Source organism: Streptomyces sp. NPDC042336, from assembly GCF_055581985.1.
In genome coordinates this window covers 116,717-128,221 of sequence record NZ_JBVJEA010000021.1, presented here as the reverse complement: position 1 = coordinate 128,221, position 11,505 = coordinate 116,717, and the positions used below count along the sequence as shown (strand labels likewise).

Genomic DNA, 11,505 nt, shown 5'->3' with positions numbered 1-11,505 from the left:
GCAGCAGGTGCCGATGAGTGCGAGGTAGCAGTAACAGCAAGGGACGACACCTAACAAGGCTAGACCGTGTCTCACCATGATCGTGTTACGAGCTCGTAGCACGACGAGGCGGCGTAGCGCGAACGCGCGCTGTCCGGCGGACGGGACAGAAATGCGGCGGCACGAGTGCTCGTGCCGCCGCTGGCACGACCACCGGGGTACCAAGCGTCCTCGATATATGCCCATCAGGTCGGGAACTTCGCCCGTCACCTGGTGTGGCTGGCCCGTAATCGACGGGTCGACGTCGCGTGGGTGCCCGGTGTCCGTGCTCGGTCCGTGGGGCCAAATGCGTGTTTAAGGCGATCCTTTCGGAGGGCCTTGGTCTCGCGGGCCGTTGAGTCCTTTGTACTACTGGGCCCCAGTAAGCGGAAGCCCTCACCGCAGTTCTTTACTTTTGCGCTCATACGCGGGTGAAAGGGTCGAGCGGGCGACCGGCCGCCGGTCGGGTGGCCGGTGGGGTGGCCGATCCGGCGGCCGGTCAGGTGGTCGATCAGGCCGCGGTGGACCGCCGTCGGCTCGCGTACCAGACGAGACCCGCGGTCGCCGCCGCGGCGCCTATCGCGGCGGCGGCGACGAGCGCGGGCCGCGGCGGCACGGAGAATCCCCCGAGCCGCTGCTTGAGCCGTACGGGGCGGTGGAAATCGAGAATCGGCCACTCGCGCGCGAGGGCCTCGCGGCGCAGCGCCCGGTCCGGGTTGACCGCGTGCGGGTGGCCGACGGCCTCCAGCATCGGCAGGTCGGTCGCCGAGTCGCTGTAGGCATAGCAGCGGGAGAGGTCGTACCCCTCCGAGGCGGCCAGCTCCCGGATCGCCTCCGCCTTGGTCGGGCCGTACGCGTAGTACTCCACCTCTCCGGTGAAGCAGCCGTCCTCGCCCACGATCATGCGGGTCGCCACCACCCGGTCCGCGCCCAGCAGCTCGCCGATCGGTTCGACGACCTCGGCGCCCGACGTCGAGACGATCACCACGTCGCGGCCGGCGGTGTGGTGCTCCTCGATCAGGGAGGCCGCCTCGTCGTAGATGATCGGGTCGATCAGGTCGTGCAGGGTTTCCGCGACCAGCTCCTTGACCAACTGGACGTTCCACCCGCGGCACAGCGCGGAGAGGTACTCACGCATCCGCTCCATCTGGTCGTGGTCGGCGCCGCCGGCGAGGAAGACGAACTGGGCATACGCGGTACGCAACACAGCCCTGCGGTTGATCAGCCCGCCTTGGTAGAACGACTTGCTGAACGTGAGCGTGCTCGACTTCGCAATGACCGTCTTGTCCAGGTCAAAGAAGGCCGCCGTGCGTGGCGTGGAGTGAGGCGCGGAGTGGCGCGAGGAGTGGTTTTCCACAACCCTGAGCATAGGCGCAGCCCATTCGGCGTAAGGTGTGGCGCGTGGGTTTGCCTGAGAAGGCTCTCGGGTACACCATGGAAGTCACGGATCGTTCGCGACCGTGCTAACCCGGTCCGACTCCTCCCCCCCCCGAGTCGGCCGTGGAGACGACCCCCGCTCTCCCCCCCGGCGGGGGTCGTCGCATGTCCGGATGGGTTTCTTCGCTCATTCCATGACCTGGGCCCCGCACCGCACCGGTGCGGGGCCCAGGTTCTTTCATGCCCTTGCTCGACTACGCAGTGTAGTTGCCGGACTGCTCTGCGGGAGTCGCACGCTGGATGGAGCGGGGCAGGTCAAGGCTCACCGGTTCGAGTGAGTCGATATTCACAACCGTCGAGTTGTCCACAGTTTTTGACCAAGATCCACACGATTTCCCGGATCGCTGCACCGTGATTCCCATGCGTCCGGGCCGTGCCGAGTTCCATGGCCGGATCTGTTTGCCGGACGCGTGATGCGGACCGCTCGTGCGAAGACCTGATTCCGGTTCTTCGGGCGGCCGCATATCGCGGGTCGCGGAGGCCGCGCGAGAGACCACGAGACACAGGGCGCGACCGCGGGAGCCGCGCCGAAGGGGGAAAGGCCATGACCGGAACCATCACGCACGACCCGCCGCCCACCGCCGGAGGACGGCACGGCACACCTCTCATCGTCACTGAGGACACGGAGCTCCTCGACGACCTGCTGCGCCTGTGCGCGGCCGCGGGCGCCACACCGGAGGTGCACCACTCGGTGCCCATGACGCTTCCTTCGACGCCTTCGGCACTGACCGATGCGGCGACGTCCCCGGCACCCCGGGCGTCCGGGCGGCGGACCGGATGGGAGACCGCGCCCTTGGTCCTCGTCGGGGACGACGTGGCCCGGCGCGTGCGCGGAGCGGTGCGGAGAAGGGGCGTCGTCCTCGTGGGCCGCGATCAGGACGACTCGGGTATCTGGCAGCGAGCCGTCGAGATCGGCGCCGACCACGTCCTGATGCTCCCCGACGGTGAGCAGTGGCTGGTCGACCGCATCGCCGACGTCGCCGAGGGCGTCGGCCGTCCGGCCCTCACCGTCGGCGTCATCGGCGGCCGGGGCGGCGCCGGAGCGTCCACGCTGGCCTGCGCGCTCGCCGTCACCTCCGCGCGGGAGGGACTGCGCAGTCTGCTGGTGGACGCCGATCCCATGGGCGGCGGCCTCGACGTCCTCCTCGGCGGCGAGACGGCCGACGGGCTGAGGTGGCCGGCGTTCGCGGCCTCGCGCGGGCGGGTCGGCGGTGGCGCCCTGGAGGAGTCGCTGCCCGAGCTGCATTCGCTACGGGTGCTCAGCTGGGACCGGGGCGACTGTGTCGCGGTACCGGCACAGGCCGTGCGCGCGGTGCTCGCGGCGGCCCGGCGAAGGGGCGGCACGGTCGTCGTGGACCTGCCGCGCCGCATCGACGACGGTGTCGCCGAAGTCCTCGCGCAGCTCGACATCGGGATCCTCGTGGTCCCCGCCGAGCTGCGGGCCGTCGCGGCGGCGGGCCGGGTGGCGGCCGCGGTCGGCATGGTCCTGCGCGATCTGCGGGTCGCGGTGCGCGGACCCTACGCTTCCGGACTCGACGACCGTGAGGTGGCTCGGTTGCTCGGCCTGCCCCTGGTCGGTGAGGTGCCGGTCGAGTCCGGGCTCCTGCGTGCCACCGAGAGCAAACGCCCCCCGGGCACACCCGCGCGCGGCCCGCTGGCGCGCTTTTGCCGGGGGTTCTGGGAACGGGCGCTGGCGGAGGCGGACGGACGGGGCGGGAGCGGCTCATGAGGTACGTGACGGCGGGGCCCGTCGTGAGCGGTGGAAGGCGGGCAGAGGTGGACGTGGCGGACGCGCGGGAGCGGGGCGGGGCTTCGGGCACGCCCGCCGGACCGGCTCCAGGTCGGGGAAAGTGCGGCCCGAGCCCGGGGACGTCCGAGGGGCCGACCGTGCGGGTGGTGCCGGGCTGGGCAGTCCGGCAGTCCGTCGGATCGCCTGAGGGATCGACTGCCGGAGAGGCAGCACGCCGGACCGCCGGGGCACCGCTGGGATCGGCATCGCAGGGATCGGCACCGCTGGGACCGGCGTCCGCCGGACCGCCGCGCGCAGCCTCCGGACAGGTACGGACGCGGACAAGGAGTTCCGTGCAGCCCTCGCTGACGGTCGCGCAGAGCGGCCCGGGCGCCGCGCCCGGAATGCTCGACGGTGTGCGGCGTTGGCTCGCCGAGAGCGGGGCGGAGCCGACGCCCGCGCGTGTGGCGCAGGCACTGCGGGAGCAGGGGCGGGTGCTGGGGGACGCCGAGGTGCTCGGTGCCGCCCAACAGCTCAGGTCGGAGCTGGTCGGCAGCGGGCCGCTCGAGCCGCTGCTCGCCGATCCCTCGGTGACCGACGTACTGGTGTCGGCCCCGGACCGGGTCTGGGTGGACCGGGGCAGTGGCCTGGAGCTGGCGCCGGTCTCCTTCCCCGACGCGGGTGCGGTACGGCGGCTCGCGCAGCGCCTCGCTACCGTCGCCGGGCGCCGCCTCGACGACGCCCGGCCCTGGGTGGACGCCAGGCTGCCGGACGGCACCCGGTTGCACGCGGTGCTGCCACCGGTCGCCGTCGACTGCACCTGCCTGTCGCTGCGGGTGGTACGGCCGCGCGCGTTCACCCTCGACGAGCTGACGGCGGCGGGCACCGTGCCGCCCGGCGGTGACCGCGTGCTGCGCGCTCTGCTGCGGGCCCGGCTGTCCTTCCTCGTCAGCGGCGGTACCGGCAGCGGCAAGACGACGTTGCTCAGCGCCCTGCTGGGGCTCGTCGGACCGGACGAGCGCATCGTGCTGGCCGAGGACTCGGCGGAGCTGCGACCCGACCATCCGCACGTCGTCCGTCTGGAGACCAGACCGGCGAACCAGGAGGCCGCGGGTCTGGTCACCTTGGAGGACCTGGTGCGTCAGGCGCTGCGCATGCGGCCGGACCGGCTGGTCGTGGGCGAGGTACGCGGTCCCGAAGTGGTCCATCTGCTTGCCGCCTTGAACACGGGTCACGAAGGCGGGTGCGGCACGGTGCACGCCAATGCGGCCGTTGACGTACCGGCCCGTCTGGAGGCGCTCGGCACGGTCGCGGGCCTGGACCGTGCGGCTCTGCACAGCCAGCTCGCGGCGGCCCTCTCGGTCGTCCTCCACCTGGTCCGTGACCGCGCGGGACGGCGCCGGATCGCCGAGGTGCACGTACTGGAGCGGGACCCGTCGGGGCTGGTGCGGACGGTGCCGGCGCTGCGATGGGGCGCGGAGTCCTTCGTGGCCGAACGCGGCTGGCAGCGGCTGCGCGAGCTGCTGCGCGGTACGGGGTTCGAGGAGCGGGCCGTCGGACGGGAGGCGCAGGGGTGCTGAACGCGACGGTGGTGGGCGTGCCGGGGGCGGGTGAGCTGTTGATGGGTGCGGCTCTGGTGTGCCTGGGAGCGGTCGGCTGGCTGGCCGGTGGGTGGCACTCCGGCGTACGGCGGGCGCGGATGGTGCTCGCCGAAGGCCGAACGGGCGGAAAGAGCGGAACGGGAGGGACTGACGGGACTGACGGTTCTAGGGGAGCGGGCAGTGCCGGACGGCCCCCGCCGCGCCGGATGACGGACGGGTTGCGGCGGGTCCGTGGCCGGCTGAGGCCCGAGTGGTGGTCACCAGCGGCCGGGCTGGTGCTGGCGCTCCTGGGCAACTCGGTGCTGCCGATCGTCGCGGGGGCGGCCGGCGTGCCGGTGCTGCGGCGGGCGCGGCTGGCCGCCAGGGAGCGACGGACCCGGGAACATCGGCAGGACGCCGTGATCGCCCTGTGCGGGACGCTCGCCGGTGAGGTGCGGGCGGGGCGGCAACCGGGCGAGGCGCTCCTGTGCGCCGTCCACGACTCCGGCGGCCTCGGAGACGGGCAGGCGGCGGTGCTGGCGGCGGCCCGGTTCGGCGGGGACGTCCCCGCGGCGCTGGCGGCGGCGGCCGGACAGCCCGGCGCCGAGGGACTGCGCGGACTCGCGGCGTGCTGGCGGGTCGCCGTCGACCAGGGGGCGGGACTCGCGGCCGGTCTCGACCGGCTGGAGGGCGCGCTGCGCGCCGAGCGGGACCAGCGCTCCGACCTGCGCGCCCAATTGGCCGGCGCTCGGGCCACCGCCGTGATGCTCGCCGGCCTGCCGGTCCTCGGCCTCCTGCTAGGCGTCGCCCTCGGGTCCGACCCGTTGCGCGTGCTGCTGCACACCGGAGCCGGGCTGGGCTGTCTGCTGGCCGGTGGGGTTCTGGAGAGCGTGGGCGTGTGGTGGGTGGCGCGGATCGTAAGGGGAGCGGAGGCGGCGTCGTGAGCGGCGACGTTGTCCACAGGCTGGGGGCGGTGGTGGGGACGGTGCTGGTCGCCGGCTGGCTGGCGCGCGGTCTCGCAGCCGCACGGCGGAAGCGGGTGGTGCGCAGACGGCTCACCGGCCTGCTCGCACTACAACCGGCCCGTCCCGCCGCGCGACGCGCCGAAGTGCTGAGCACCGTCCGCCCGTGGTTGCCGCCGGTCGGCACGGTGGGCGTCGGTTGGGCCGTGGTCGGTGGAACGGCCGGGATCCTGGTCGGACTGGTCGGCGCGGCCGCGCTGTGGCGTTGGAGTGCCCGGCGTTCGGCGGCCGGTACGTCGGCGGCGGAGGCCGCGGCGGCGGAGGCCGCCCGCCAACTGCCGTTGGCCGCCGACCTGCTGGCCGCCTGTGTCGCGGCGGGTGCGAGCCCGGTCGCCGCGGCGAGGGCGGTCGGCGAAGCCCTGGGCGGACCGGTCGGGGACGCGCTGGGGCGCGGCGCCGCGGAGGTACGGCTCGGCGGCGAACCGGACGGCGCCTGGAGTGGGTTGGCGGCCATCGCGGGGGCCGTTCCCCTGGCGCGGCTGCTGGAGCGGGCCGAGGTCTCCGGTCTGCCCGCGGCGGGTCCGGCCGCCCGGCTTGCCGCCCAGGCCCGTGCCGACTGGGCCCGCACCACGACGGCCCGGGCCCGCCGAGCGGCCGTCATGGTCACCGCGCCGGTGGGGCTGTGCTTTCTGCCGGCGTTCATCGCGGTGGGCGTCCTGCCGGTGATCATCGGGCTGGCCGGCGGGGTGCTGGGCCGTGGGGGAGGAGGTGGCTGACGGATCGGGTCGGGCCGGCGGCAGGGCCGGCGAGTGAGTGTCCGGCGCACGAGCGACGGATCGGCAAGTGAGCAATGGGATCGAGCCTTACGGGGGTTGCGATGTATCAGGTGGTACGGGCACGGCTGTGTGCCCTGGTGTGCGCAGTGGGTACGGCGTTGCGGAGGCGGGCCGGGCGGCAGGCACTTCGGCGGGACGCCGGAATGGTCACGTCCGAGTACGCGATGGGGATCGTCGCCGCGGTGGCCTTCGCCGTCGTCCTCTACAAGGTCGTGACGAGCGGCGCGGTCAGCGCGGAGTTGCAGGGCATCGTGAAGGGGGCGCTCGATGCGCGCATGTGAGCGGGCGGCGAGGACGAGGGCACGGGCCCCCGGCGGCGGACCGGACGGCGGCTTTGTGACGGCGGAGGCGGCCGTGGTGCTGCCCGTGCTGGTGGTGTTCGCGATGGCGCTGGTGTGGGGGCTGCTCGTGGTGGCCGCCCAGATCCAGTGTGTGGACGCGGCACGGACGGGCGCCCGTGCGGCGGCACGACAGGACCCGGTCGACGCGGTTGTGGAGGTCGCCCGCGAGGCGGCCCCGCGCGGGGCGCGGGTCACGGTCAGCCGGGAGGCGGGGCTGGTCCGCGTGATCGTGGTGGCCGACCCGCCGGCGCTGCACGGACTGCCCTTCGAGGTACGGGAGGAGGCCGTGGCTTCGGCGGAGCAGGCGCCAGGGGCGGGACCGGCGGCTGAGGGACAGGCGGCCGCGGAACCCGCGGTCGCGGAACCGGTGCGGGGGGAGCCGTGACGGGCGGGCCCCCCGCGGGTGGGGCCCGTGTGGGTGGGGCCCCGCTCCGGTCGGCAACCGGCCGGGGCGGCACCGGAGCGGGTACCGGCCCCGCCTCTGCGGGCGGCCACAATCAAGCCCCCGCCCCCGCCCCCGTGCCTGCCACCGCCCTCGCACCCGCCCCCGTGCCTGCCACCGTTCTCGCACCCGCCCCCGCGTCTGACTCCGAACCGGCGCCCGACTCCGCCCGCCCACCCGCGCAGGGCACCGCTCCTGTGCCCGCCTCGGCCCGCGCTCCCGCGCCTGTCCTCCGCACCGCCTCCGACCGAGGCTCGGCGACCGTGTGGAGTGTTGCCGCCATCGCCGTTCTGTGTGTGGTGTTCGGCGTCGTGCTGGCCCTGGGGCAGGCCGTCATGGCACGCCACCGCGCGGCAGGCGGCGCCGATCTGGCCGCGCTGGCGGCGGCGGACCACTGGGCACGGGGCGGCACGGCGGCGTGCGACAGCGCGAGCCGGGTCGCGCGGGCGCAGGGGGCGCGGTTGGTGAGGTGCGTGGTCACCGGCCAGGTCTCGGACGTGACGGCGGCGTCGGGCAGGGGACCGTTCACGGCGGAGGTCCGGGCGAGGGCGGGCCCGGCCCCGCTCACGTCACCCGCACCGGTCCCACCGCCCCTCCCCTCGCCCTCCGCACCGCCTGCTACGCCCCCGTCTGCCCTGCCTCCGTCGCCCCCCGCAACAGCACCGTGAGGAGGCGTACCGCTCCCCGCTTGTGCAGCGGATCGTTGCCGTTGCCGCACTTGGGGGACTGGATGCAGGACGGACAGCCCGCGTCGCACTCGCAGGAGGCGATGGCCTCCCGGGTGGCCGTCAGCCAGTCGCGGGCGGTGTGGAAGGCACGCTCGGCGAAGCCCGCGCCACCGGGGTGTCCGTCGTACACGAAGACCGTCGGCAGCAGGGTGTCCGGGTGCAGGGGGACCGACACGCCGCCGATGTCCCAGCGGTCGCAGGTCGCGAACAGGGGCAGCATGCCGATCGAGGCGTGCTCGGCGGCGTGCAGGGCCCCGCCGAGGATCTCCGGGTTGATCCGGGCCGCGTCCAGCTGGTCCTCGGTGACCGTCCACCACACCGCGCGCGTGCGCAGGGTCCGGGGAGGGAGGTCGAGCTTCGTCTCGCCCAGGACCTCGCCGGTGATCAGGCGCCGGCGCAGGAAGGAGACCACTTGGTTGGTGACCTCGACGGAGCCGTAGCAGAGGCGCCCGTCGCCCCAGGGGACCTCGATGTCGGTCTCCAGGACGGAGATCGCCGTCGTGTCGCGGGCCACGGTCGAGTAGGCGGGCGTGGCCTGCTCGACCAGCGCGACGGAGTCCTCCAGGTCGAGGGAGCGGACGAGGTACGTGCGCCCCTGGTGGAGGTGGACGGCGCCCTCGTGGACGGTCGTGTGGGCGGCACCGGCGTCCACGGTGCCCAGCAGCCGTCCCGTGCCCTCCTCGACGACCTGGACCGGACGTCCGCCCTCGCCGCGGATGTCCGTCAGGTCGGCGGCCCGCTCACGGCGTGTCCAGTGCCAGGCCCGGGTACGCCGGCGCAGCAGCTTCGCCGCCTCCAGCTGGGGCAGCAGCTCCTCGCACGCGGGGCCGAAGAGCTTCAGGTCCTCCTCCGTCAGGGGGAGTTCCGCCGCCGCCGCGCACAGGTGGGGGGCGAGGACGTACGGGTTGTCGGGGTCGAGGACCGTGGACTCCACCGGCTGGTCGAACAGGGCCTCCGGGTGGTGGACGAGGAAGGTGTCCAGCGGGTCGTCACGGGCGACCAGCACGGCCAGCGCCCCCTGCCCTGCCCGGCCCGCCCGGCCCGCCTGCTGCCACAGCGAGGCCCGTGTGCCCGGGTACCCGGCGATCACCACGGCGTCCAGGCCGGAGATGTCGAGGCCGAGTTCCAGGGCGTTCGTCGCCGCGAGGCCGAGGAGGTCGCCGGAGTGCAGGGCGCGTTCCAGGGCGCGGCGCTCCTCGGGGAGGTAGCCGCCGCGGTACGCCGCCACGCGCCGGACCAGGGAGCGGTCGACCTCGGCCAGGCGTTCCTGGGCGATCACGGAGATCAGCTCCGCGCCCCGCCGGGACCGTACGAAGGTGATCGAGCGCATGCCCTGCACGGTGAGGTCGGTGAGCAGGTCGGCGGCCTCGGCGGTGGCCGTGCGGCGGACCGGTGCGCCCTTCTCGCCCTCCAGTTCGGTCAGCGGAGGTTCCCACAGGGCGAACACCAGTTCACCGCGCGGGGAGGCGTCGTCGGCGACATCGGTCACCGGGAGCCCGGTGAGCCGGCGGGCCGCCACCGCGGGCTCGGCGGCGGTGGCGGAGGCGAGCAGGAACACGGGCGACGCGCCGTAGCGGGCACACAGTCTGCGCAGTCTGCGCACCACCTGGGCGACGTGGGAGCCGAAGACGCCCCGGTAGGTGTGGCACTCGTCGATGACGACGTACTTCAGCGCCTTCAGGAACGACGACCAGCGGGGGTGGGAGGGCAGGATGCCGCGGTGCAGCATGTCCGGGTTGGTCAGGACGTACGTGCCGTACTGGCGGATCCACTCGCGTTCCTCGAACGGGGTGTCGCCGTCGTAGACCGCGGCCCGGACGGAAGTGCCGAGAGGTTGTGAAAGTTCCTTCACCGACCGGCACTGGTCGGCGGCCAGCGCCTTGGTGGGGGCCAGGTACAGGGTGGTGGCGCCGCGCCCGTTCGGCGCCTCGGCGCCGTCCACGAGGGCCGACAGGACCGGCACCAGATAAGCCAGGGACTTGCCCGACGCGGTGCCGGTGGCGACGACCACCGAGTCGCCGTCCAGGGCGTGCTCGGCCACACGTGCCTGGTGGGCCCAGGGGCGTTCGATGCCCGCGGCCCGCACCGCGGCCACCACCTCCGGTCGAATCCGGTCCGGCCAGACGGCATGACGGCCCGCACGTGGGGGCAAGTGCTCCGTATGAGTGATGCGCGCAGCCCGGCTCGGTCCCGCGGCGAGCCGGTCCAGGAGCATGCCCGGTTCCGGCCGGGAGCCGGGCTCCGCCGGGGATCGATCGGGTCGGTGATTCTTGGCCATCGGCACCGAGTCTGTCACTGGCGTGACGGACAATGGGACCAAGGCGTCGTGCACGCCTGCCGGTAAGTGATTGAATGCCATCGCGGCTGGCGAACCGTCCTGGGGGCTTCAAGCCGAGGTGTCCCGAGGGACGACCGCTCGATAGCAAGGTGCTGGAGGATCCGTGGACCTGTCCCTGTCGACCCGTACTGTCGGCGATCGTACGGTCGTCGAGGTCGGTGGCGAAATTGACGTATACACCGCGCCCAAGCTGCGTGAGCAGCTGGTCGAGCTCGTGAACGACGGGAGTTTCCACCTCGTCGTCGACATGGAGGGCGTGGACTTCCTCGACTCCACAGGGCTCGGCGTACTGGTGGGTGGACTGAAGCGGGTGCGTGCCCATGAGGGCTCGCTGCGGCTGGTCTGCAACCAGGAGCGCATTCTCAAGATCTTCCGTATCACCGGCCTCACCAAGGTGTTCCCCATTCACACCTCGGTCGAGGAAGCGGTGGCGGCCACCGACTGACGACCGGTCCCGGGCCTCTGAGGGGGGCCCGGGACAGCAAGCAGAACGAGGGGGGTCCGGGCTGTCGGCGGCCCGGACCCTCGAAAGCACGCCCGTAGTTCCGAGGGGGATGCATGGCCACCGTCGAACTCCGCTTCAGCGCGCTGCCCGAGCACGTCCGCACCGCCCGTCTGGTGGCGGCCGCGGTGGCGCGCAGGGCCGGAGTGGACGAGGCCGTCCTCGACGAGGTCCGGCTCGCCGTCGGAGAGGCCTGTACCCGCGCCGTGGGCCTGCATCAGCACGTCGGCATCACGGCGCCGGTCAAGGTGGCGCTGATCGAGGAGGAGAAGCAGTTCTCCATCGAGGTCGGCGACGAGGCGCCGCACGCGGTCCCCGGGATGAAGACCTCGGGGGACGCCGCCGACGAGCTGGAGGCCGAGGAGGACCAGATGGGCCTCGCGGTCATCAGCGGACTCGTCGACGACGTGGAGGTCACGGCCGGCGAGGGCGGCGGGCTGATCCGCATGACCTGGCCGACCGCGCCGGCGGTGCTGCCGCCGGTCTGACTCCCGCCGTACCACCCCGTGTCACCCGAAGGGCCCCACCTGGTGGGGTCCTTCGTCATGTGCGGACCTACATTGGGCTCGTGCGGGCGTCAAGTGAATTCATT

11 protein-coding genes are annotated in these 11,505 nt (G+C 73.5%); 9 read left to right on the top strand and 2 right to left on the bottom strand.

Annotated features, from left to right (window positions below; genetic code table 11):
• Positions 1-529: 529 nt before the first annotated feature.
• Positions 530-1,387 carry an HAD family hydrolase gene (locus ACZ6IM_RS32885; protein ID WP_052836403.1) on the bottom strand — a complete coding sequence of 286 codons (858 nt, stop codon included), beginning with the start codon at positions 1,385-1,387 and terminating at the stop codon, positions 530-532.
• A 612-nt stretch (positions 1,388-1,999) separates the two neighbouring features.
• Here ACZ6IM_RS32885 and ssd point away from each other — a divergent pair.
• The 7 genes from ssd (at position 2,000) to ACZ6IM_RS32850 (ending at position 8,013) form a co-directional block, all read left to right on the top strand.
• A complete protein-coding gene (ssd, locus tag ACZ6IM_RS32880) occupies positions 2,000-3,184 on the top strand; it encodes a septum site-determining protein Ssd (RefSeq protein WP_052836402.1) in 1,185 nt (394 codons plus the stop codon).
• A 404-nt stretch (positions 3,185-3,588) separates the two neighbouring features.
• Complete coding sequence (locus ACZ6IM_RS32875) at positions 3,589-4,764, top strand: TadA family conjugal transfer-associated ATPase (protein WP_052836901.1); 1,176 nt, start codon at positions 3,589-3,591, stop codon at positions 4,762-4,764.
• Positions 4,765-4,805: 41 nt separating this feature from the next.
• Entirely contained in the window at positions 4,806-5,708 is a 903-nt protein-coding gene (locus ACZ6IM_RS32870; RefSeq protein ID WP_469561616.1) for a type II secretion system F family protein, read from the top strand.
• Positions 5,705-6,502 (top strand): type II secretion system F family protein, encoded by a 798-nt coding sequence (locus ACZ6IM_RS32865; protein ID WP_469561599.1) that lies wholly within the window; start codon positions 5,705-5,707, stop codon positions 6,500-6,502. Before ACZ6IM_RS32870 ends, ACZ6IM_RS32865 begins: the two co-directional genes overlap by 4 nt.
• A 101-nt stretch (positions 6,503-6,603) precedes the next feature.
• Positions 6,604-6,843, top strand: coding sequence for a DUF4244 domain-containing protein (locus ACZ6IM_RS32860; protein ID WP_469561596.1), 240 nt, complete (start codon positions 6,604-6,606; stop codon positions 6,841-6,843).
• Positions 6,830-7,288, top strand: a complete 459-nt coding sequence (locus ACZ6IM_RS32855) for a TadE family type IV pilus minor pilin (RefSeq protein ID WP_469561594.1) — start codon at positions 6,830-6,832, stop codon at positions 7,286-7,288. The genes ACZ6IM_RS32860 and ACZ6IM_RS32855 overlap by 14 nt, the downstream gene beginning before the upstream one ends.
• 254 nt (positions 7,289-7,542) lie before the next feature.
• Positions 7,543-8,013, top strand: coding sequence for an Rv3654c family TadE-like protein (locus ACZ6IM_RS32850; protein ID WP_469561591.1), 471 nt, complete (start codon positions 7,543-7,545; stop codon positions 8,011-8,013).
• Here ACZ6IM_RS32850 and ACZ6IM_RS32845 read toward each other — a convergent pair.
• Positions 7,964-10,432 (bottom strand): DEAD/DEAH box helicase, encoded by a 2,469-nt coding sequence (locus ACZ6IM_RS32845; RefSeq protein ID WP_469561588.1) that lies wholly within the window; start codon positions 10,430-10,432, stop codon positions 7,964-7,966. The genes ACZ6IM_RS32850 and ACZ6IM_RS32845 overlap by 50 nt on opposite strands.
• An 82-nt stretch (positions 10,433-10,514) precedes the next feature.
• Between ACZ6IM_RS32845 and bldG the strand changes: the two genes are divergently transcribed.
• Together bldG and ACZ6IM_RS32835 are read left to right on the top strand one after the other, a co-directional pair.
• Positions 10,515-10,856 (top strand): anti-sigma factor antagonist BldG, encoded by a 342-nt coding sequence (bldG, locus tag ACZ6IM_RS32840; protein WP_003975386.1) that lies wholly within the window; start codon positions 10,515-10,517, stop codon positions 10,854-10,856.
• Positions 10,857-10,969: 113 nt separating this feature from the next.
• Entirely contained in the window at positions 10,970-11,401 is a 432-nt protein-coding gene (locus tag ACZ6IM_RS32835) for an ATP-binding protein (RefSeq protein WP_052836399.1), read from the top strand.
• Positions 11,402-11,505 lie beyond the last annotated feature (104 nt).

What these genes read in the sequence shown, in the direction of transcription:
- ACZ6IM_RS32885 (WP_052836403.1), bottom strand. Translation starts at nt 1,387, where the DNA reads ATGCTCAGGGTTGTGGAAAACCACTCCTCGCGCCACTCCGCGCCTCAC.
- ssd (WP_052836402.1), top strand. Translation starts at nt 2,000, where the DNA reads ATGACCGGAACCATCACGCACGACCCGCCGCCCACCGCCGGAGGACGG.
- ACZ6IM_RS32875 (WP_052836901.1), top strand. Translation starts at nt 3,589, where the DNA reads ATGCTCGACGGTGTGCGGCGTTGGCTCGCCGAGAGCGGGGCGGAGCCG.
- ACZ6IM_RS32870 (WP_469561616.1), top strand. Translation starts at nt 4,806, where the DNA reads ATGGGTGCGGCTCTGGTGTGCCTGGGAGCGGTCGGCTGGCTGGCCGGT.
- ACZ6IM_RS32860 (WP_469561596.1), top strand. Translation starts at nt 6,604, where the DNA reads ATGTATCAGGTGGTACGGGCACGGCTGTGTGCCCTGGTGTGCGCAGTG.
- ACZ6IM_RS32855 (WP_469561594.1), top strand. Translation starts at nt 6,830, where the DNA reads ATGCGCGCATGTGAGCGGGCGGCGAGGACGAGGGCACGGGCCCCCGGC.
- ACZ6IM_RS32845 (WP_469561588.1), bottom strand. Translation starts at nt 10,432, where the DNA reads ATGGCATTCAATCACTTACCGGCAGGCGTGCACGACGCCTTGGTCCCA.
- ACZ6IM_RS32835 (WP_052836399.1), top strand. Translation starts at nt 10,970, where the DNA reads ATGGCCACCGTCGAACTCCGCTTCAGCGCGCTGCCCGAGCACGTCCGC.